Origin of the sequence: Bifidobacterium pluvialisilvae, assembly GCF_019331695.1 — a bacterium.
In the GTDB taxonomy this organism is placed as follows: Bacteria; Actinomycetota; Actinomycetes; order Actinomycetales; family Bifidobacteriaceae; genus Galliscardovia; species Galliscardovia pluvialisilvae.
This window is the reverse complement of the sequence record NZ_JAHBBI010000003.1, coordinates 102,207-124,262: the sequence shown is the minus strand read 5'-3', so window position 1 is coordinate 124,262 and position 22,056 is coordinate 102,207. Positions and strand designations below refer to the sequence as shown.

The 22,056-nt window shown below is 64.5% G+C and carries 16 protein-coding genes; 5 read left to right on the top strand and 11 right to left on the bottom strand.

What is annotated here, in order from left to right:
- Positions 1-37: 37 nt before the first annotated feature.
- Genes KIH77_RS03350 through mraZ form a run of 5 tightly spaced genes read right to left on the bottom strand, consistent with a single transcriptional unit; the run spans position 38 to position 4,804 of the window.
- Positions 38-919, bottom strand: a complete 882-nt coding sequence (locus KIH77_RS03350) for a UDP-N-acetylmuramyl peptide synthase (protein ID WP_219099693.1) — start codon at positions 917-919, stop codon at positions 38-40.
- Positions 920-965: 46 nt separating this feature from the next.
- Entirely contained in the window at positions 966-2,768 is a 1,803-nt protein-coding gene (locus tag KIH77_RS03345; protein WP_308283189.1) for a peptidoglycan D,D-transpeptidase FtsI family protein, read from the bottom strand.
- A complete protein-coding gene (ftsL, locus tag KIH77_RS03340; protein WP_236024433.1) occupies positions 2,765-3,223 on the bottom strand; it encodes a cell division protein FtsL in 459 nt (152 codons plus the stop codon). The genes KIH77_RS03345 and ftsL overlap by 4 nt, the downstream gene beginning before the upstream one ends.
- Positions 3,220-4,302, bottom strand: coding sequence for a 16S rRNA (cytosine(1402)-N(4))-methyltransferase RsmH (rsmH, locus tag KIH77_RS03335; RefSeq protein ID WP_219099691.1), 1,083 nt, complete (start codon positions 4,300-4,302; stop codon positions 3,220-3,222). The genes ftsL and rsmH overlap by 4 nt, the downstream gene beginning before the upstream one ends.
- Positions 4,303-4,306: 4 nt before the next feature.
- Positions 4,307-4,804, bottom strand: a complete 498-nt coding sequence (gene mraZ, locus KIH77_RS03330) for a division/cell wall cluster transcriptional repressor MraZ (RefSeq protein ID WP_219099687.1) — start codon at positions 4,802-4,804, stop codon at positions 4,307-4,309.
- A 264-nt stretch (positions 4,805-5,068) separates the two neighbouring features.
- Here mraZ and KIH77_RS03325 point away from each other — a divergent pair, with 264 nt between their 5' ends.
- Positions 5,069-7,348 (top strand): HelD family protein, encoded by a 2,280-nt coding sequence (locus KIH77_RS03325; protein WP_219099685.1) that lies wholly within the window; start codon positions 5,069-5,071, stop codon positions 7,346-7,348.
- Between the two features lie 10 nt (positions 7,349-7,358).
- Positions 7,359-8,555 (top strand): phosphoglycerate dehydrogenase, encoded by a 1,197-nt coding sequence (gene serA, locus KIH77_RS03320; protein ID WP_219099683.1) that lies wholly within the window; start codon positions 7,359-7,361, stop codon positions 8,553-8,555.
- Positions 8,556-8,830: 275 nt separating this feature from the next.
- On the opposite strand, the gene nrdR is transcribed toward serA, so the two are convergent.
- Positions 8,831-9,292 carry a transcriptional regulator NrdR gene (gene nrdR / locus KIH77_RS03315; RefSeq protein ID WP_219099681.1) on the bottom strand — a complete coding sequence of 154 codons (462 nt, stop codon included), beginning with the start codon at positions 9,290-9,292 and terminating at the stop codon, positions 8,831-8,833.
- 70 nt (positions 9,293-9,362) lie between these two features.
- Positions 9,363-9,692, bottom strand: coding sequence for a LysM peptidoglycan-binding domain-containing protein (locus KIH77_RS03310; RefSeq protein ID WP_236024432.1), 330 nt, complete (start codon positions 9,690-9,692; stop codon positions 9,363-9,365).
- A 298-nt stretch (positions 9,693-9,990) separates the two neighbouring features.
- On the opposite strand from KIH77_RS03310, the gene lexA reads away from it, so the two are divergent.
- The gene (lexA, locus tag KIH77_RS03305) at positions 9,991-10,734 is read left to right on the top strand and encodes a transcriptional repressor LexA (protein ID WP_308283187.1); all 744 of its coding nucleotides are present in this window, start codon (positions 9,991-9,993) and stop codon (positions 10,732-10,734) included.
- A 481-nt stretch (positions 10,735-11,215) separates the two neighbouring features.
- On the opposite strand, the gene KIH77_RS03300 is transcribed toward lexA, so the two are convergent.
- Together KIH77_RS03300 and hflX are read right to left on the bottom strand one after the other, a co-directional pair.
- Positions 11,216-12,178, bottom strand: a complete 963-nt coding sequence (locus tag KIH77_RS03300; protein ID WP_219099678.1) for an L-lactate dehydrogenase — start codon at positions 12,176-12,178, stop codon at positions 11,216-11,218.
- A 155-nt stretch (positions 12,179-12,333) separates the two neighbouring features.
- The gene (gene hflX / locus KIH77_RS03295; protein ID WP_219099841.1) at positions 12,334-13,767 is read right to left on the bottom strand and encodes a GTPase HflX; all 1,434 of its coding nucleotides are present in this window, start codon (positions 13,765-13,767) and stop codon (positions 12,334-12,336) included.
- 243 nt (positions 13,768-14,010) lie between these two features.
- Here hflX and KIH77_RS03290 point away from each other — a divergent pair, with 243 nt between their 5' ends.
- Together KIH77_RS03290 and hrpA are read left to right on the top strand one after the other, a co-directional pair.
- Positions 14,011-14,628, top strand: a complete 618-nt coding sequence (locus tag KIH77_RS03290; protein WP_219099676.1) for a class I SAM-dependent methyltransferase — start codon at positions 14,011-14,013, stop codon at positions 14,626-14,628.
- Positions 14,629-14,760: 132 nt separating this feature from the next.
- A complete protein-coding gene (gene hrpA, locus KIH77_RS03285) occupies positions 14,761-18,828 on the top strand; it encodes an ATP-dependent RNA helicase HrpA (protein WP_219099675.1) in 4,068 nt (1,355 codons plus the stop codon).
- Positions 18,829-18,941: 113 nt separating this feature from the next.
- Here hrpA and KIH77_RS03280 read toward each other — a convergent pair whose 3' ends face one another.
- A complete protein-coding gene (locus tag KIH77_RS03280) occupies positions 18,942-20,042 on the bottom strand; it encodes a formate/nitrite transporter family protein (RefSeq protein WP_236024431.1) in 1,101 nt (366 codons plus the stop codon).
- A gap of 516 nt (positions 20,043-20,558) precedes the next feature.
- Entirely contained in the window at positions 20,559-21,896 is a 1,338-nt protein-coding gene (gene glnA, locus KIH77_RS03275) for a type I glutamate--ammonia ligase (RefSeq protein ID WP_219099671.1), read from the bottom strand.
- Positions 21,897-22,056: the final 160 nt, after the last annotated feature.

The following is a 22,056-nucleotide window of genomic DNA, read 5'->3' as shown; positions in this document are numbered from 1 at the left end:
GCCTCTTACGGGACCATGGTCCGCCGATGCGTCCGGCTCAGATCATTTCCTTGGTCACCCGCAGGGCACTGCGGATGTTCCCCTTGCGCACGCCGGCCTTCATGACCATCGCTATGGCCAGGGAGAGTCTTCTGTCGGAGGCCTCATCCACGGCGCCCTCATAGTGGCGGGCCATGTCGTCGGTCTCCGCGGTGCGGTGCGCCACATGGGTGCGTTCGCGCAGGACGACGCCGTACCGGTCCATGGCCTCCTTCAGGGAGGGCTGCGGCGACAGCGGGTCGTCGGGCTCGCTCAGCGCGCATACGTCCACGACCACCGCGGACAGCGCGCCCTCGGCCAGCGTCTGCTCATCCGCGCCGATGACCACGGCGGATGCGCCGTCCTCGACGAAGACGCTCAGCATACGTTCGACGTCCAATACGCCAAGCGGGTAGTCCTCCACAAGATGCCGCTCCAGCGATGTGGAATGTCGCAGACTGATCTGACCCACCGGATTGCCCAGCACATGCAGCAGGCCGGCGAGGTCGGAGACCTGCTGGGACGTTCGCTCCCCGACGAGGAGGAACACGGCTATGGAATTGGAGGGGTGGCCGGAGATGTCCGCGGCCATCTGCCCCTGCTCGACCGTCGACAGGTCCCCGTACAGCACGGGGATGTTCCCCCGGAACCCGAACCGCTGTGCGGAAAGCGGCAGCAGCACCGCATAGGCGCCACGACGCTCCGCCTCGAGAATCGTGTCGGCGTCGATTTCGTCGGATCGCGGCATGGCCAGCGCACCCGGGGTGACCGAGGCCATGTCGTCGGCCAGGGAGGTGACCGTCACCTTGCCACAGGCCTTGGAGTCGGTAATCAGACCGTATCGTTCCCGCAGGTCGGAAACGGTGAGGTGCTCCGTACTTGCCTCACTCAATGCACTCATCGCTCACCTCTTGGCGTCGGTTGGAATATGGTGTCGATCATCCACATCACCATTCTGTAGGAATAGCATTCTTGCGTGCGGGCGAATTCGGCACCTCGTACTTCTGCATAAGGAATTCACCAATGGTGGCGACCACGGGGCCGGCGGTCTCACCGCCGTACACCCCCTCCGGGTCCTTGAGCACCACGGTGACGACGTACTGGGGGTTGTCGGCGGGGATCGCGGCGATGAAGTCGCCGATGTGGCTGGTGAGCGCGCCGTCGGATCCGGCGACCTGCGCGGTGCCGGACTTGCCGGCGATGCGGTAGCCCTTCACGTTGACGATGCTCTTGTACTGCTCGGCCATCGACTCCATCATGTCCAGCATCTCCTTGGCCACGGACTCGTCGATGACCCTGACGGGCTGGTTGGGCTTCGGCGTGGTGTCGTTGCCCTGCGCGTCCGTCGAGGATTCGATGAGCGACTGGCCGCAGCGCACGCCCTTGTTGGCGATGGTCGCCACGACGTTCGTCATCTGCAGCGCGGAGGCGGAATACCCCTGTCCGAACAGGACCGTGTTACGGGTGCGCAGGTCCCACGACTGGTAGGGCGAGAGCTGGCCCCGGGACTCCCCCGGGAAGTTCAGCCCCGTGCTCTGGCCGATGCCGAACTTGGTGATGTACTCGTACCGCTTCTTCAGCGAATAGTTCTTGGAGGCCATCACCGTTCCCACGTTCGAGGACTCCTTCAGGATGCCCGCCAGCGTGAGGTTCTTCGTCTCGTGCTCGTGCGAATCGTGGTAGGTCTGGCCGTTCAGCTCCATCTGATAGGGGACCTGGAAATGATCCGTGGGCTTGTGGAGCCCCTCCTGGAGCAGTCCGGCGGCGGTGATGAGCTTGCCGGTGGATCCGGGCTCGAACACGGTGGTGACGGCCTGGGACGTGTTGAGCTTCGCCTGGTCGCTGCCGGCCTCGTAGGTGTCGGTGTCGGCGATGGCGACGATCTTGCCGTCCTTGACCCGCTGGACCACGCCGATGCCCCATTTGGCCCCGGTCTTCTTCTTCGCGTCGGTCAGCGCCTTCTTGACATACCACTGCACATCACGGTCGATGGTGAGCTTCACCTTGCCGCCGTCGACCGGCTCCCTGGATTCGGTGCGCGTCCCGGGAATCTCCTGGCCGTTGGCGCCCCGCTGGTATCTGGTCTCGCCGTCCTTGCCGACGAGCGACGCGTTGGTCATCTTCTCGATACCGGCCACGCCGGTCCCGGAGCTGTCGACGCCGCCGAGGATGCTGCCCATCAGGCCTCCGTCATCGGCATAGGAGCGATCCGAAGTGAGCTCGTAGTTGATCTCCCCGGAAAGGTGCAGCTTGTCGATGGAGCGTTTGACGGCGGGGACCACGTTCTTCTTGAGGATGACGTACCGACTGGTGCCCACCAGCTTGCCGCCGAGCTCCATGGTGTTCATGCCCAGCACGGGGGCGAGCAGCCTGGCCACGGCCGCCGCGCCGGTGCCTTCGACGTCGTGGCCGTCGATGGAATGGCAGACGCTGTCGTTGCTGCCATTGCAGTCTATGGGCTTGAACTCGGATATGGCTTTCTGATCGGCGTATACGGTGTAGCGTTCCACGCTTTGGGCGAGGACCACGCCGTTGGTGTCGACGATCGTGCCGCGCTGCGACTGCAGCGGCTTGGTGACGGTGCGGCTGGCGGTGGCGGCCTCGGCCACCGAGCCGGCCGCGACGAGCTGGATGTAGGAGAGCTTGCCGATGCACATCGAGGCGAGGACGGCGAGGACGATGCCCACGGCGAGCGCCCTGCGGCGGAATATGTCGCCTTCGGTGCGGTATACCTTTGGCCTGCGGCTCACTTGTTCCCCTTCGTGTTGCTGTTCGAGGCATCATAGCCGTTCAGATCGACGGTCAGGGAGTCGGTCCCCGGGACCATGCCCAGCTTCTGGGCCTTCTGGGGCAGTGACGCCTGCAGGGAGTCGAGCTTGGTCTGCCGTTCCTGGATGTCCTGCGTCAGGCGGCCGATGGACTGCTGTGTCTCGGTGATGGCGAACGAGTCCTCCACCATCTGGGTGCGCAGCACGAGCGACCCGATGAGGCTGGCGGCCAGGAACACGAGCGCGCAGACGAAATGGAACACGCGCACGCGTCGCGGACGGGCGCCGGTCACGGCCTGACGGACGCGTTCGGGGAATGTGGCGGGAGACTGGGGCTTCTCCGCGGAGACCCGCAGCTCGGGACGCGATTGGGCTCGCGCCTGGGCGCCGCGCGGCGCCGACGACCGGGTTCGTGCGGTTCTTGGTGATGCGCTCATCGGCGTCCCCTCCTCGTGCGGTTGGTGGTATGGCGTACGTCGCGTGGACGGCGTCCGCCCGCGCCCGTCAGTTCGGCGTATCCCTCGTGTTGCTGCCTGTCGTATCTCTCGGCCCATCGTTCGGGTATCGGCCTGGTCAGTTCGATGCCACGCAGGCGGACCGACGCGGACCGCGGGTTGGATGCGGTCTCCTCCCGGTCGGCCTTGATGGCGCCATGGGTGAGGTCGGCGAAGAACGGGCGGGCGTCCGGCGGCACGACCGGCATGTCGGCGGGGACGTCGACCTTCAATCCGTTGGCCATGAATCGTTTGACCGTCTTGTCCTCCAAGGAGTGGTAGGACTCGACGACCAGATGGCCGCCGACGGCGAGATGCAGCGCGGCCTGGGGCAGTGTGGAGGCAAGTTTGTCCAGTTCGCCGTTGACCTCGATGCGCAGCGCCTGGAAGACTCGCTTGGCCGGGTTTCCGGCGGGACGGTGGGCCTTGGGCACCACACGGTCGACCAGTTCGTTGAGCTGGGCCGAGGTGTGCAGTCCGTCTTTGCCGCGGGCCTCGACGACGGCCTTTGCAATCGGTCCGGAGAAGCGTTCCTCGCCGTATTCGCGGAATATCCAGCGCAGCCGTTCCACCGGGTACTGCGCGAGGACCGTCTCGGCGGTGAGCGTCTGGCCCGGGTCCATGCGCATGTCCAACGGGGCGTCGTGGGAGTATGAGAAGCCCCGTTCCGTCTCGTCGATCTGCAGGCTGGAGAGTCCCAGGTCCATGAACACCGCGTCGACCTTGTCGATGCGGTGCGCGGCCAGCACGTCGGAGAATTCGTCGAATGCCGCGTGGACGGGGACGAACCGGTCCCCGAACCCGTTGTCCTCCATGCGACGGGTGGCCAGCGCCAATGCCTCCTCGTCACGGTCGATGCCGATCAGCGTCGCCTCGGGAGCGTTCCGGAGGAACGCCGTGGCGTGGCCGGCCAGTCCGAGCGTGCAGTCCACGATGATGGCGCCGGGCCGTCCGGCGGCCGACGTCACGAGACGCACGCAGTCCTCCAGAAGGACCGGCTGATGAATCGCTGTGATATCCATGTGTTCAGAACTCCACCGTCGGTAATACGTCATCCGCTATGTCGGCGTACCCCTGCTCCTGTTCGGTCAGATACGCCTCCCACGCTTCCCTGTTCCAGATCTCGGCGCGTGTGCCGACGCCGATGACGACGACCTCGCTGCCCAATCCCGCATAGTCGCGGAGCATGGGCGGAATGACCACCCTGCCCTGCTTGTCGGGCTGCTCGTCCACCGCCCCGGACAGGAACACGCGCAGATAGTCGCGCGCCGCCTTGTTGCCCAACGAGGTGCGCTGGATCTGCATGGCCACGCGACGGAATTCGCTGTGGGGCAGAAGATAGACGCATCGCTCCTGTCCGCGTGCCATCACCAGGCCCGAGCCGAGCTGTCCCCGGAGTTTCGCCGGCAACGCCAGCCTCCCCTTGGCATCGATCTTCGGGGTGTACGTGCCCAGCAGCAGGGGCGGCAGATCCCCCGGGGCGTCGGATTCGGCGACGGCTGACTCCCGTGGAGCATCGGCCATCGCGTTCACCTCCTTGCCCGGTATGTCGGAACCGCGACCAACAATTCACCACTCTACCCCACATATCCCCAATTCTCCCCACCCAATGGTGTTTTCCATCCCCATACCACCACATTCTCCGTCATCAATGGCCGAAGACGCGTGTCGGGCGGCGCGGTCCGGGGCGTGCGCGATGCTCCGCCCCATGACCCGCCGGCCGATTTAGGGCTGGGAGTATAGTGGATTGCCGAACTTTTGCCCCATCCCCAGCCAAGGAGCCATCGGATGTCGAACTATTCCTCCCAATTGCACGACGAGCAACGGTCCGTGGACCGCGCCTACGGCCGTCTGGACGAGATGCGGTCGCAGCTGCGCGAGCGTCTTGACCGCGTCCGTGCCGCCGGCTCCCATGGCTCGCCCACGCAGCGCGCGGAACGCGACTCGTTCGCCACCATGTACGAGGACCGGCTCACGCAGCTGCGCGCCGTGGAGGACCGTCTGGTTTTCGGCCGTCTGGACACCGCGGACGGCAGCCGCCGGTACATCGGCCGCATCGGGCTGTCGGGGCGGGACCACGAATCGATTCTCGTGGACTGGAGGGCGGAGGCCGCGCGTCCGTTCTACGAGGCCACGCCGGCGCATCGCGGCGACATCGTCATGCGGCGCCACATCACGCTTCGGTTCCGCGAAGTGGTCGGCGTGGAGGACGAGGTGCTTGACGTCCACTCGTCGCAGGTCAGCGAAGCGTCCACCTCCGGCACCCTGACGGGCGAGGGTGCGCTGCTGGCGTCGCTGAGCTCACGGCGCACCGGCAAGATGACCGACATCGTCGCCACGATCCAGGGGGAGCAGGATCGCATCATCCGCGCGCCGATGGACCGCGCGGTCGTCGTGCAGGGAGGCCCGGGCACCGGCAAGACGGCGGTGGCCCTGCACCGTGCCGCATACCTGCTGTACACCCACCGCCGCAAGCTCCAGCGCTCCGGCGTGCTGGTGGTCGGCCCCAGCCCGGCGTTCCTGCACTACATCGACCAGGTGCTGCCCTCCCTCGGCGAGACCGGTGTGGTCTCGCGGACCATAGCCAACCTCATCCCCGGAATCAACGCCACCCATGTGGATGAGCCCCGCGCCGCGGCGCTGAAGGGCGATCGCCGCATGAGGACGGCCGTCGCCAACGCCGTCTCGGCCCGCCAGCGCGTGCCGGAACCGCTGCCGACGGTGCGAATCAACGGTGTGGCGGTGCCCATGCTCCCCGCCGACATCACGACGGCGCAGACGGACGCGAAGCGCACCCGCAAGCCCCACAACAAGGCACGAGAGATCTTTGTGGAGTCCATGCTCCACCTGATGACGAACCGGTACATCGAACAGCTCGACTACGACCCCGACCGTTCCGAGATCGCGCAGGCCCGTTCCCTGCTGAGGATGAACGACCAGGTCCGCCGGACGTTGAATCTGGCCTGGCTGCCCATGACCGCGCAGTGGATGATCTCCGACATGTTCGCCAAGCCGAACAAGCTGCGCCGCTATGCGCCGTGGCTGTCCGACGACGACGTCACCGCGCTGACGCGCGCCAAGGACGCCCCGTTCACCGTATCCGACGTACCGCTGCTGGACGAGGCGATGGAGCTGCTGGGGGCCGATCCGCGAGAAGACGCCGCAAGGGCGCAGAAGGACGAGCAGCGGCGCCGGGACGAGCAGTTCGCCAAGGACACGCTCGCCCAGGCCGGCATCGGGTCGGGCATCGTCTCCTCCGGGATGCTGCTCGACCAGATCAACGGCTTCGACGAGGAGAGCGCGGCGCAGCGGGCGGCCAGCGAACGCGAGTGGACGTACGGCCACATCGTCGTCGACGAGGCCCAGGAGCTCACCCCCATGGAGTGGCGTATGCTGATGCGCCGCTGCCCCTCACGCTCGTTCACCATCGTCGGCGACATCGCCCAGACCTCGTCGCTGGCGGGCTCACGCTCCTGGGAGCGCACCTTGGACCCGCTGTTCGGCGAGGACGGCTGGGACCTCAACGAGCTGACGATCGACTACCGCAATCCGCAGGAGGTATCCGACCTCGCCTCCCGCTTCGCCGAAGGCGAGGGGCTTTACATCTCCACCGTGAAGGCCGTGCGACGTATGCCCGATTCGGTCGAGACCGTCACGGTCGGCGACATCGGCCAGGCGTTGGAGTCGGCCGGCGAGTATGCCGCCGACCTGGCGACGCGGTTCGTCTCCGAGGACGGCACCGGCCGTGTGGCGGTGATCGCGGACGACGAGATCCGCCCCCGTCTTGAGGAGGCCGTATGGAGTCCCGTACGGCGCCGTCTCGGCGAACGACGGGCGGACGCCCTGCGCGCCCAGCCGGCATGGGACAGCCAGGTGAGCCTCTGCGGCCCGCAGGACGTCAAGGGCCTTGAATTCGATGCGGTGGTGCTGGTGGAGCCCGGTCTCATCGAGGACAATGCACCCTCGCGCCTGGTGGCCGCATCCGACCTGTATGTGGCGATGACCCGCCCCACGCAGAAACTGGTCATTGTCCGAACGCAGGATGACTTAGACCACCTTGCGATATAGAGTAGGGCGTATGCCTAAAGCCTTACTTCTGGAAAACATCCATCCCTTCGCCTCCGAGAACCTGCGTCAGCATGGTTTCGAGGTCGTGACCACCAAAGGCGCGATGGACGAGAACGAGCTGATCGACGCGCTCGACGGCGTCGACCTGCTCGGCGTCCGTTCGAAGACCAACGTCACCGAGAAGGTGCTCAAGGCCCGTCCGGACCTCACCGCCGTCGGCTGCTTCTCCATCGGCACGAACCAGGTGGATCTGGGGTATGCGGGCGCCCACGGCGTCGCCGTGTTCAACGCCCCCTACTCCAACACCCGTTCCGTGGTGGAACTGGTCATCTCCGACATCATCGCCCTGATGCGCCGGCTCCCGGCGCATTCGCATCATGTGCGTTCCGGCGTATGGGACAAGAGCGCCAGCGGCTCGCACGAGGTCCGCGGCAAGACGCTCGGCATCATCGGCTATGGCAACATCGGATCCCAGGTCTCGGTGCTTGCGGAGGCGCTCGGCATGCATGTCGTGTTCTACGACATCGAGGAGAAGCTGGCTCTGGGCAACGCCGAGCGCGCCAGCAGCCTGGAGGACCTGCTCGAACAGTCCGACGCCGTCACCCTGCATGTGGACGGCCGCAAGTCGAACACGAACTTCTTCGGCGAACCGCAGTTCGCACGCATGAAGCCGGGCGCCGTGTTCATCAATCTTTCCCGCGGGTTCGTGGCCGACCTCGACGCGCTCAAGAAGCATCTGGACTCCGGCCACATCGCCGGTGCCGCGGTGGATGTGTATCCGGTGGAGCCGAAGAAGTCCGGCGACCCGTTCAGGACGCCGCTGAGCGAGGAGGACAACGTCATCCTCACCCCGCACATCGGCGGTTCGACGCTTGAGGCGCAGGAGGCCATCGGCCATTTCGTCTCCCATAAGCTGCTCGACTACTGGAGCAACGGCGTCACCTCGCTGTCGGTCAACCTGCCGACGCTGAACATGAACCCCTGCCAGGGCGCCGCCCGCATCGCCCACCTGCATGCGAACCTGCCCGGCGTGCTCGCCAGCGTGAACCACGTGCTCGGTTCGGAGAACATCAACATCACCGCGCAGGCGCTGGCCACGGAGGACGAGCTCGGCTATGTGGTCACCGATGTGGCGACCACGCCCAGCCCCTCCGCCCTCGATGCGCTCAGGTCGCTGCAGGGCACCATCCGCGTGCGCGTCCTGTGACGACGATTCGCGATCCGCGAAGAGGCCGTCCGCGATTGCCGGACGGAACGATTGTGGGCCCCCACCATGTTTGGTGGGGGCCCACAATCTTGTGTACACGAACATTGTCTACGCGCGGAGGGTTTCCGACACAACCGTCCGTCATGCCGGACACCGCCGTCAATGGCATCCGACCAATCGCACCGGCCAATCGATGTCATCAATCAGCGTCATCTATCAGCGTCATCGATTGGCATCAGCAATCCGGCTTCATCGACAACGGCGCCATTGCGCCATTAATCGGCATCGGTGCCGTCCTGTGCGCGCAACTGGCGTATCGCCCGTTCGAAATCCTCAAGATTGTTGAATTCCTGATACACGCTGGCGAATCTCATGTACGCCACCTCGTCAAGGTTGCGCAGCGGTTTGAGAATGGCCCTGCCCACATCCTCGGATTTGACCTGGGCGAGACCCCGGGACCGAAGGTCCTCCTCCACCTTCTGCCCCAGTTGTTTGAGATCCTCTTCACGGATGGGACGTCCCTGGCACGCCTTACGCACGCCGGCGATGACCTTGTCGCGGCTGAACGGCTCGACGTTGCCGGAACGCTTCACCACCATAAGCGTCGCGGTCTCCACCGTGGTGAACCGCCGCTGGCATTTCGGGCACTCTCTACGACGGCGAATGGCATAGCCGTCCTCTCCTACGCGGGTATCCACGACCTTCGTATCCGGGTTCTGGCAAAAAGGACAATGCATATGCATAAGAGTAAACGTTGGTGTTCCCATATCAGCGTGTCCCCTCCCGGCCACAGTCCCATACCCGGGGTCATCGCGGAATTTGCGAGGCGTGCTTCGGCACGACGATGCGGTCCCCCACCCGCAGCGACGATGTCCGCATATGGTTCATGGCCTTGAGCTCGTCGATGGTGTCGTTGACGTCTCCGCCGGGCGGGGTGATCTCCTCGGCATACGACCACAGCGTGTCGCCCGGGGCGACCACATAGCTGACCACCTCCTGCGGCCCCGGGTCGGAGTCGGCGCGCTGCGCGGGAACGAGCATCACGCCGCCGACCACGACAATCACCCCCACCAGCATGAGCATGCCCACCCGCTCCTGCCATGAACGGAAGGTTCGCAACAGGACATGCAGCATCATGGGAGTCCCCCCAAACCACGCACGCCCATGCCGCGCCGGCCCCGCCGGCTCCGTCAACGCCGAACCCGACGATACCGACTCACCCCGAGCAGCACCGCACCGCACCGGAGTCCCCTGTTCCCTTGCGTCCCGCATCGCTGTGTCCAACATGGCAACCACCCTTCTCGAACGTTTGTGCTATCGAACACGTGTTCTAAGTATGGCACAGATGTTCGAATGTCGCAACATCGACTTCGAACATCTGTTTGATTTTTCGTTATGGGCACGGTACAGTTGAACCAATCGAAAGGAGCATTCCGTGAGCACCATTTCTTTCACCAGCAACGGGCACCCTTCCCTCGGCCACGGCGAGGATGCCCTCACCGAGCGTCAGCGCGATGTGCTCGCGGCTATCCGCTCCCATGTGCGGGAACGGGGATTCGCCCCCTCGTTCCGCGAGATCGGCGAGGCCGTCGGCCTGAAAAGCCCGTCTTCAGTCAAGCATCAGCTTCAGGCGTTGGAGGACAAGGGGTTCATCCGTATCAGCGCCAACAAGGGGCGTGCCATCGAATTGCTGTCCGACCAGCATGACGCCCTGCGTCGCGGCAATCGGAACGACGCCGCCGTCCTTGGGTTCGCGGTGCAGGCCGATACCGACCCCTCCCCCGATTCCAGCGAGTCGATCATGCAATCGCACGACGTTCCCCTTGTCGGGCGTATCGCCGCCGGCGTCCCCATCACCGCGGAACAACATGTGGACGACGTCATGCGGCTGCCGGAACGGCTGACCGGGGCCGGGCACCTGTTCATGCTGGAGGTGCATGGCGATTCCATGATCGATGCCGCCATCTGCAATGGGGACTTCGTCGTCGTCCGAGAGCAGAACGAGGCCGAGAACGGCGATATCGTCGCAGCCCTGCTCGACGGGGAGGCGACGGTGAAGACCTTCCGCAAGGAGAACGGGCATGTGTGGCTCATTCCCCACAATCCCGCATACTCCCCCATCGATGGCAGCAATGCGACGATCATGGGGAAGGTCGTGACAGTCCTCCGTAAGCTGTAAAACGCCGCTGCTGCATCAGGCGTGTTTACCGCGTCGGAAGGAATACAACAATCCCGCAATGCGAATCGCATCACGGGCTGCTAGCACGGTAAAAAACACATCCCGCGCGCATGTCATCAAGACGCGGGAAACAAAGGCATACGAAAAGTACGCCAAGGTCCACAAACGCCTTGGACCCGACTGAGGTAAAAAAAGACTCCCACGTGTGTGTCATCAAGGCGCGGAGAGTGAAGGCGTACGAAGGCACATCGAACTCTCCGCAACGAAAATGACTCCACAGAATCCCACTGAGGTAAAAAAGGGACCGATGCGTGTGTCAACAAGGCGCGGAGAATGAAGGCGCACGCACAAACGCCGTGGACCCGACTGAGGTAAAAAAAGACTCCCACGTGTGTGTCATCAAGGCGCGGAGAGTGAAGGCGTACGAAGGTACGTCGAACTCTCCGCAACGCGGATGACACTCCGTGGGAGTCTTTTTTTACTAGAAGCCGAACTTGGCGGCGGTCTCCTTCAGCGTCTCGGCCGAGCGCTTGAGGGCGGCGAGCTCGCCGTCGGAGAGCGGGGTGTTGATGTGGGTGTTGACGCCCTGGCGGTTGAGGACGGAGGGGACGGACATGCACACGTCGGAGATGCCGTGGAAGTCGTCGAGAAGGGAGGAGACGGGGAGGATGCGGTTGGAGTCCTTGAGGATGGATTCGATGATGTCGACACCGGACATGGCGATGGCGTAGTTGGTGGCGCCCTTGCCTTCGATGATGCGGTAGGCGGCGTTCTTGACTTCCTGGTGGATCTGCTCGCGCTTGGCGGCATCGAGCGGCTCGTGGCCGGGGAGTTCCTTCCAGTCGCACATGGGGACGCCGCCGATGGTGGCGGAGGCCCAGAGCGGGACTTCGGAGTCGCCGTGTTCGCCGGCGATGTAGGCGTGGACGTTCTTGACGTTGACGCCGGTCTGCTGGGCGATGAGGAAGCGGAGGCGGGCGGAGTCGAGGTTGGTGCCGGAGCCGAAGATCTGGTTGGCGGGCAGGCCGGAGATCTTCATGGAGACGTGGGTGACGATGTCGACCGGGTTGGTGACGAGCATGTAGATGGCGTTGGGGGCCACGTTGACGACACCGGGGATGATGGACTTCATGATGTTGATGGTGGCGCCGGCGAGGTCGAGGCGGGACTGGCCGGGCTTCTGGCGGGCGCCTGCGGTGATGACGACGACGTCGGCATCACGGCAGATCTCGACGTCGTCGGATCCCTCGATGGAGACGGTGGGGTAGAAGCTGGAACCGTGCTGCATGTCGAGCACCTCGGCCTCGACGCGCTTGGCGGCGATGTCTTCGAGGACGATCTCACGGGCCACGCCTCGCTGGGCGGCGGCGAAGGCCATGGTGGAGCCGACGGCACCGGCACCGATAATCGCGAGCTTGGTGGGACGAATGGGTGATTCTGCCATAAAAAGGCACCTCTCTTCGAAATTGAAATTGCTTTCAACTGCGGCAAATCATGCCAACTTCGGCTTTACTTTATCCGCACCTTTTGACACTGCTGACGCGGAATGCGGGTGTTCACGAATTGTTTATGAAACCTTGATGTATTCGTCGCCGGCGCCTATTCGTCGATGGCGTGGTCGACGATCTGGGCGGCGAGATGCCGGTCGACATCGGCTTCGAGGTAGACACCGTCGGCGCGGTAGTCGACGACGGAGACGACGCCGTATTCGCGCACGGCGGAGAGTATGGCGCCGGCGTCGTAGGGCAGGAGAGCGGTGACGTGCACGTCGGGAACGGGCAGCAGGGCCTCGACGGCGTCGCGCAGGGCGTCGACTCCTTCGCCGGTGGCCGCGGAGACGAGGAACGCGTCGGGTTCGAGGCTGTGCAGCCGTTCGCGGGTGGTGTCGTCGGTGAGGTCGGTCTTGTTGAAGGCGAGGATGCGGGGGATGCCTTCGACGCCGGGGATGTCGGCGAGCACGTCGTTGACGGCGTCGATCTGGGAGAACGGGTCGGGGTGGGAGGCGTCGACGACATGGAGGATGACGTCGGCTTCGCCGACCTCCTCGAGCGTGGATTTGAACGCTTCGACGAGCTGGGTGGGCAGGCGGCGTACGAAGCCGACGGTGTCGACGTACGTGTAGATGCGGCCGTTGGCCGATTTGGTGCGTCGCACGGCGGTGCCAAGGGTGGCGAACAGGGCGTTTTCGACGAGTTCGACGGAGCCGGTGAGCCGGTTGGTGAGTGAGGATTTGCCGGCGTTGGTGTAGCCGACGACGGCGACGGACGGCAGTCCGTGACGGCGGCGCGAACCTCGTTTGACCTCGCGAGCGGGGGCCATCTGGCGGATCTGGCGGCGCAGCCGGGCCATGCGGGTGCGGATGACGCGTCTGTCCATTTCGATCTGCGTCTCGCCGGGGCCTCGCGATCCGATGCCACCGGCCTGGCCCGCGGCCTGGCCTCCGGCCTGGCGGGATAGGGAGCCGCCCCAGCCGCGCAGTCGCGGCAGCATGTATTCGAGCTGGGCGAGTTCGACCTGCGCCTTGCCTTCGCGGCTGGTGGCGTGCTGGGCGAAGATGTCGAGGATGACGGCGGTGCGGTCGACGACCTTGACCTTGGCGACGTCCTCGAGCCCTCGTCGCTGCGAGGGCGGCAGGTCGGCGTCGACGACGATGGTGTCGGCTTCGAGTTCGCCGACGATGCGGGCGATCTCCTTGGCCTTGCCGGAGCCGACGTAGGTGGCGGAGTCGGGTTTGAGACGGTGCTGGAGCAGGCCGTCCATGACCTCGGCGCCGGCGGTCTCGGCCAGTGCGGCGAGCTCGCGCAACGATTCCTCGGCCTTGGCCTGAGTGGTTTCGAGGCTGGACCATACGCCGACGAGCACCACGCGTTCGAGACGCACCTGACGGTATTCGACTTCGGTGATGTCCTGCAGTTCGCCGAGGCCGGTCACGTGCTTGAGCTGGTTGCGTGATTCGCGTTCGGACCATTCCTCGCTGTCCTCGGCGAACCCGGTGCCGCGGGCGTCCTGGAGCACCTCGGACTGCTCGTTCAGGGGCGAGGACTGCGAGTACGGCTCGCCGTCGCGGGCACCGGTGCGGTCATCGTTGTTCCATGCCTCATCGGCGTTGGTCGTTGTGCTGGTATTGGTCACTGACACCTCTTGAACGCTGTTCTATTCCGGCTCCTTATTATCATCGTGTGAGAAGACATGTGCGCGGGAGCCCCGATACGCCTGCGCACCGGACCATCGACGCGACGTTCACCGTCCAGAACCGTAAGGAGATATGGAGTTCCGATGACGACACCAAACGAACAGTATTTTTCGGCCTCGCCGTCATCGCAGGACGTCCGCCGCACGCTGCATGTGACGTTGCGCGGGCATGACGTCGATGTGGAGACGTCGCATGGCGTGTTCTCGGGTTCGCGTCTCGATCTGGGCACGTCGGTGCTGTTGCGCCATGCGCCGATGCCGCCCGAGGAGGGCGTGTTCCTTGATGTCGGCTGCGGATGGGGTCCGATTTCGCTGGCGTTGGCGCTGGAGTCGCCCAAGGCCGCGGTGTGGGGCGTCGACGTGAACGAGCGCGCGGTCGCGCTGACGAAGGACAATGCCGCGAAGGCCGGCTGCGATAATGTGCGCGCGGTCCTGAACGCCGATCTCGACGATAGCCTGCGGTTCGACGTCATCTGGTCGAATCCGCCGATCCGCATCGGCAAGGAGCCGTTGCACGAACTGCTGATGACGTATCTGCCGCGGCTGGCCCCGGCGGGTGAGGCGTATCTGGTGGTGCAGCGCAATCTGGGCGCCGATTCGCTGATTCCCTGGCTTGCCGATGCGCTGGGCGACGGTTTCACCGTCCGCAAATACGCGTCGTCGAAGGGGTATCGTGTGATCGAGGTCCTTCGATCGCGATGATCGACGTCGATGACGCGTACGACACGTCGCGTCATGCCATTTGTCATGCATACGTATGTCGTTTCGCATACGTCGGCGTACGCGACGTATGCGTTTATGTATATACAGAAGATGTAGAGGGAACGGATTTCCGTGAAATTTGAGTATCCTGCCGAACTGCCGGTCAGCGCCGCGAAGGATGAGATCGCCGAGGCGGTGCGCACCCATCAGGTGGTGATTGTCTCCGGTCAGACCGGTTCGGGAAAGACCACGCAGCTGCCGAAGATCCTGCTGGAGCTGGGCCGGGGTTCGCATGGCCGCCAGATCGTGCATACGCAGCCGCGTCGTATCGCGGCGCGCACGGTGGCGGAGCGCATCGCCGCCGAGATGGGTGCGCGTCTGGGTGACGAGATCGGCTTCCAGGTGCGGTTCACCGACGAGAGTTCGCCGAAGACGCGTCTGCGCGTGGTCACGGACGGTATTCTGCTGGCGCAGATCCAACGCGATCCGAAGCTGTACGCCTACGACACGATCGTGATCGACGAGGCGCATGAGCGCAGCCTGAACATCGATTTCCTGCTGGGGTATCTCACGGCCCTGCTGCCGAAGCGCCGTGATCTGAAGCTCATCATCACGTCGGCGACCATCGATTCGGTGAAGTTCCAGGAGCATTTCGCCAAGGCGCTGCATACGGACGTGCCGGTGATTGAGGTGTCGGGGCGCACGTTCCCCGTGCAGGTGGTGTATGAGCCATTGGGCGCTCCCCCGGCGCTCATGCATGACGTGCCCGGTTTCGAACGGTCGGGCGGCGATGACGACGACTATGACGCCGATTCGGCTGATGCGGCCACGGCCGTGGCACGCGCCTGCGCCGAACTGGTGATTCATTCCTCGCATGAGCGGGGCGCGCGCGACATTCTCGTATTCGCGTCCGGCGAGCGCGACATCCATGATTTCGAATCGGCGCTGCGCCGTCATTTCGGCCAGCGCACGGCGGACATGCGTCGTCCGGACGCCATCGAGGTGTTGCCGTTGTTCGCCCGTCTTTCGGCGAAGGAGCAGCATCGGGTGTTCGAGCCGCATTCGCATCAGCGCATCGTGCTGGCGACGAATGTGGCGGAGACGTCGCTGACGGTGCCGGGCATCAGGTATGTGGTCGATCCGGGCACGGCGCGTATCTCCCGCTATTCGAAGGCGGCGAAGGTGCAGCGGCTGCCGATCGAGCCGATCAGCCAGGCGAGCGCGGACCAGCGTGCGGGTCGTTGCGGCCGTATCGCCGATGGTATCGCGATTCGCCTGTACTCCCGCGAGGATTATGAGACGCGGCCGCGGTTCACGGAGCCGGAGATCCTGCGCACGGGTCTGGCGTCGGTGGTGCTGCACATGCTGTCGGTGGGTGTGGCGCATACGGCGGAGGACATCACGGATTTCGGGTTCATCGACCCGCCGAACACGCGTGCGGTGACGAACGGCTTCAACGATCTGACGGAGCTGCGGGCGATCACGCGCTCGCGCGGCGAGGTGCGGCTCACGCGTATCGGCCGTCAGCTGTCGCGTCTGCCGATCGACGTGCGCCTGGCACGCATGGTGGTGGAGGCGGCGAAGGATGCGCCGAACACGCTGGCGGCGGTGCTGGTGGTGGTCGCGTTCCTGAGCCTGCAGGATCCGCGCGAGCGTCCGGAGGAGAAGCGTGACGAGGCGGACCGTCTGCATAACCGCTATGCGGACGAGTCGAGTGATTTCCTGACGGCGCTGAACATGTGGGACCGGTTCTTCCAAGCGGATGGGGAGACGTCGAATTCGGCGTTGCGGCGCCTGTGCAAGGCAGAGTTCATGAACTATCCCCGTATGCGCCAGTGGCGTGACCTGTACCGTCAGCTGGTGCAGATGTGCCGTGAGCTGAAGTTCACGGTGGGCGACCCGCTGCCGGGTTCGCGTCCGGCGTTGGAGGTCCGTCAGCTGCCGGAGAACCAGCAGGCGGCGCATTCGCTCACATGCTCGTGGGATTCCATGGGAATTCATAAGGCTATGCTGTCGGGACTGCTGTCGAGCATCGGCATGCAGCAGGTGCGTGAGCCGAAGGCCTCCGATTTCGCGGGTCTTCGTGGTGCGGCGAAGGCCCGCGCGATGAAGCGCGCGCAGAAGCAGTCGCGCAATGAGTATCTGGGTTCGCGCGGCACGCGGTTCGCGCTGTTTCCGGCGTCGGCGGTGGCGAAGTCCACGCCGCAGTGGGTGATGGCGGCGGAGCTGGTGGAGACGTCGCGCCTATGGGCGCGGTCGGCCGCGGCGATCGATCCGGCGTGGGCGGAGCCGCTGGCGGGCAAGCTGACGCGCACCACGTATGCGGAGCCGCATTGGTCGGCGTCGAAGGGCGCGGCCGTGGCGAGCGCGAAGGTCCTGCTGTATGGCCTGCCCATCGTGCAGGATCGGACGGTGCAGTGGGGGGCCATCAACCCCGTCGAGGCCCGTGACTTCCTCATCCGCGAAGGTCTGGTGGCCGGCGAGGTGCAGCAGCGCTTCCCGTATGACGATTTCATCGACAACAACCGCGCGGTGCTGGAGGAGTCGGATGAGGAGACGGCCCGCACCCGTCACGTGGTCGACCGGGTGACGGATGAGGATCTCGTCGACTTCTATGATGCGAAGCTGCCGGCGGACATCACGTCGATGGCGAGGCTGGGGTCGTGGTGGCGGCATCATCACGATGAGGATCCGACGCTGCTTGACTTCGACCCGTCGAAGGTGGAGCGTCTTGCCGATTCCGAGGAGGTGAGCCTCGACGACTATCCGGACCATTGGCATACGCTGGGCTCGGACGGCTCCCCCATCGACCTGAAGCTCTCATACGTCTACGATCCGCAGGCGGAGAACGACGGCGTGACGGTGCACGTGCCGTTGAAGTTCCTCTCGCGCATCACGCCCGAGCAGTTCACATGGAACGTGCCGGGCCTGCTTGACGAGCTGATCGTGGCGATGATCAAGTCGCTGCCGAAGGCGTTGCGCGTGCAGTTCGTGCCGGCGCCGGACACGGCGAGGAAGATCCGCGCATGGATCGACGACCATTATGATGCGCTCCCCGGCTCGGGCGAGCAGGGCCATCCCGCCGCTCCCCCGGTCGATGACACGACGGGCGTGGCGCAGTGGCCCGACCTCAGGCATGTCTTCACGCAGGCGGCGATCCATGTGGTCGGCGCACAGCTGCATCCGGAGGTGTTCAACGAGGAGCAGCTGGCACGGCTGCCGAAGCATGTGCGCATGACGTTCGTGGTGGAGAAGCCGGCCGGCGGCCGCAATTCCCGTCATGGCCGGGGCCGCGGACGTGGCCCGCAGCGCATGACGGTGCTGGCGTCATCGAAGTCGTTGGCCGAATTGCAGGCGAGGTTCGCCGAGCAGGCGGCCGAGTCGGCCCGGCAGACGGTGAAACGGCAGGCGACGAAGGCGGCGGACCAGGGCAAGGTGGTGCAGTCGGCGAACCTGCTGCACAAGGCCGGCGCCACGATGGTGTCGCGTTCGTCGATGCTCTGGAAGGCGGCGTTGGACGCGCTGCGGCTGCCGGATGAGCGCATCTCCTCGCGCTGGCTGGGCGGCGAGGCGCTGATGTTGGCCTCCGCGCCGTACAAGAATACGAAGGACCTGGTCGAGGACCTGCAGCTGGCCGCGGTGAAGCGTCTGCTTCCGGACGTCGGGAAGATCAGGGACGACGCGCAGCTGGCGGACGCGGTCGGCGATGTGACGCAGGTGTATGAGGACACGGTGTATCAGGTGGCGCGTGACGTGATCGCCGCCCTGCGCCGCTACGCCGAGGTGGACAAGGCGGTTTCGGGCACGGCGTCATTGCCGCTGCTGTCGGTGCTCCAGTCCATCCGCGAGCATATCGGCTCGCTCGTCACGCCCGGCTTCATCGGCGCCATGCCTCCGGAGGCGCTGCGCTCGCTGGAACGGTATCTGCATGCGGACCTGCTGCGTCTGGAGAAGGCGAAGACGAACAAGTCGCGTGACGTGAACTGGGCGTGGGAGGTCGACGAGGCGCAACGGCTTGTCGATAAGGCGCGCGAGCAGGCGGGCAAGCTGCCGGCCGGTCCGCGTCACGATGAGATGTCGGCCCGTGTGGAGAAGGCCCGGTGGATGGTGGAGGAGTTCCGTGTGAGCCTGTGGGCGCAGGAGCTCGGCACACCACGGCCGGTGAGCCTCAAACGCATCACGAAGGCGTTGAAGGAGTAGCCGCGCCGTCGAAACCGCGCCGTCGAAACGGCACGGCGACAATATGGAAGAGGACGGTCACGTTCCATGGGGAACCGTGGCCGTCCTCTTTCACGTCATGCCGGCGTCGGCGGTTACCGGCGGCCGATGTTGTGGCGCAGGTTGCGTTCGGCATGGTGGGTGTGCTGGTCGTTCATGACGGCGAAGTTGATGCCGATGAGCAGGCCGCCGCCCACGAAGTTGCCGAGTATGACGACGATGATGGCGAGCACCTCCATGACCGGGTCGCCTACGCCGTGCAGGCCCATGATGAGGAACAGCACGGAGTCGGCGACGGAGTGTTCGAAGCCGAGGTAGGCGAACACGAACACGGCGACCATCATGATGATGCACTTGGTGAAGTCGTTGACGATCTTGCCGTTGTAGCACATGAGCATGGCGATGTTGATGCAGAAGTTGCAGAAGATGGCGCGGACGAACAGGTCGGCGATGCCGAAGGCGCCCTGGGTGAGGTAGCCGGTCTTGGTGGCGACGGCGGTGACCATGACGGTGTAGATGTCGCCGCTGATGATGGTGGAGAACCGCATGAGCAGGGCGACGACGAGGCCGCCGAGCAGGTTGCCGACGAGGCACAGGCCGAGGATGCGCAGGCTGTGCAGCCAGCTGATGCGCTTGTGGTAGACGCCGATGGACACGATCATCATGTTCGAGGTGAGCAGTTCGGAGTTCGTGTAGTAGATGAGCACGAGCGCCCAGCCGAACGTGCATGCGCCGAGCACCTTTCCGGCGAGCGCCATGGCGGGGCCGGCGGCGGCGAAGGTGGCTGAGATGGCGAAGAACGCGGTGAAGAAGATGCCGACGAACAGGCCGGCCATGAGGGCGCGCTGCATGTATTTGCTCACGAGGCGGCCGGTCATGGTCTCCTTGCTGTTGAGCACGTCCAGCACGGTGGAGACGAACACGTTGCCGGGGAACAGCGGATGCAGCTTGGGCGCGGCGCCGAGCGGGGACGCGGGCGCTGCCGTCGCCGTGGGTGTCGCGCTTGCCGTGGCCGCGGTGTTGGCGGCGCTGTTGGCCGCGTCGGCGGCGGTCGCGGCGGCCGACGCGGCGGCCGCTGCCGCGGTGGCTGCCGCTGCGGCGGCGGCTGTGGCCGCATCAGGGGCGGTGGCGGGTGCGGCCGCGGGGGCTTCCATCTGGCTGGATGTTGTTGACGTCTGTTCGGGATTCGATGACATGAACCGTCTCTCTATTCGTGAATTGCTGTGTTTTCCTCTGAGATACCACTTTCACAGTAATTCACGATGGGATGTTCCCGCGCCATGTTGCCGTGAGATTCCCCACATCGCATTGTGAGCTAGCCGACGTTGTCGAAGACCCACGTCCGCAATAATTCGATGATGGAAAGGTCTCCGGAATAGATTTGTGGGTCTCGGCCATTCAATAACCGTGGGTCAAAAGGCTCATAAAAAGGTTTGTGGGTCTATGACATACACGGGGACGCCGAAAACCCCTTCCTCATAAACGGGTTAGACCCACTTCCCCGTTTTTTCACCGCCAAAGTAAAAAAAAAGCCGTTCCATGTGTGCGGTATCGCCATGGACAAAAACGAAGGCGTACAAGAGTACGTCGAGTTTTTTACCGCCTAAGTAAAAAGCCGTTTCACGCGTGCGGTATCCGGCGTTGGGAAACGAAGGCGTACAAAAGTACGTCGAGTTTCCCATAGCCGGATAACGCTCCGTGAAACGGATTTTCTACAGCTTGGGGAGGTAGTGCTGGAGTTCGTAGGGAGTAATCTGCCCCCGGTAGTCCTCCCATTCCTTGCGCTTGTTGCGCAGGAAGTAGCGGAAGACGTGTTCGCCGAGGACGTCGGCGACGAAGTCGGATTTCTCCATGATCTTGAGGGCGGTGTCGAGGGAGTCGGGCAGGGGTTCGATGCCCATGGCCTGGCGTTCCTCGTCGGTGAGCTCCCAGACGTCGTCACTGGTGGGTTCGCCGAGGGTCATTTGCTTGTCGATGCCGTCGAGGCCGGCGGCGAGGAGGAGCGAATAGGCGAGGTAGGGGTTGGTGACGGGGTCGAGGGCACGGAACTCCATGCGCGCGGAGTTGCCTTTGCCGGGCTTGTATTGGGGCACGCGGAGGAGTGCGGAGCGGTTGTTGTGGCCCCAGCAGATGTAGCTGGGGGCTTCGTTGCCGCCCCAGAGGCGCTTGTAGGAGTTGACGAACTGGTCGCAGACGGCGGTGATTTCGGCGGCGTGGTAGAGGATGCCGGCGGCGAACTGGCGCGCGGTGAGCGACATGTTGAATTCCTGGCCGGCTTCGTAGAAGGCGTTGGCGTCCCCTTCGAAGAGGCTGAGGTGGGTGTGCATGCCGGAGCCGGGGTGGTTGGAGAACGGCTTGGGCATGAAGCTGGCGTGGATGCCGCGTTCGAGGGAGATTTCCTTGACGACGGTGCGGAAGGTCATGATGTTGTCGGCCATGGTGAGGGCGTCCGCGTAGCGCAGGTCGATCTCGTTCTGGCCGGGTCCGCCTTCGTGGTGCGAGTATTCGACGGAGATGCCCATCTGTTCGAGCATGTTGACGGTGGCGCGGCGGAAGTCCATGCCGGGGCTGCGCGGCACGTGGTCGAAGTAGCCGCCTTCGTCGACGGGCTTGGGCGACTTGGACCAGTCGTCCTGGAGTTCGAAGAGGTAGAACTCGATTTCGGGGTGGATGTAGAAGGTGAAGCCTTTTTCCTTGGCTTTGGCGAGGGTGCGCTTGAGCACGTGGCGCGGGTCGCCGAGGCTGGGTTCGCCTTCGGGGGTGAGCACGTCGCAGAACATGCGGGCGGTGCCTTGGGGGCCGCCCCGCCATGGGAGGATCTGGAAGGTGGAGGGGTCGGGCTTGACGATCATGTCGTCTTCGGAGACTCGGGTGAGTCCTTCGATGGCGGAGCCGTCGAAGCCGAGGCCCTCTTCGAAGGCGGCTTCGAGTTCGGCGGGCGCGATGGCCACTGATTTGAGGGTGCCGAGAACGTCGGTGAACCATAAACGAATAAAGCGCACGTCGCGTTCTTCGACCGTGCGCAAAGCAAACTCCTGCTGTCTGTCCATGTGTGACATGGTTTCATGAGTTTGTTTCACGTGTCGTTAACAGAAGGGTTGCGTGTCGCATTGTGGACGTGTTTGCGGGTATGGTGTTATGGTCGGCTGTCCTCTTGTTTGCGAAGGAGTTTGTTGTCATGACTGCGATTGGGATTTCCGCGACGACGCG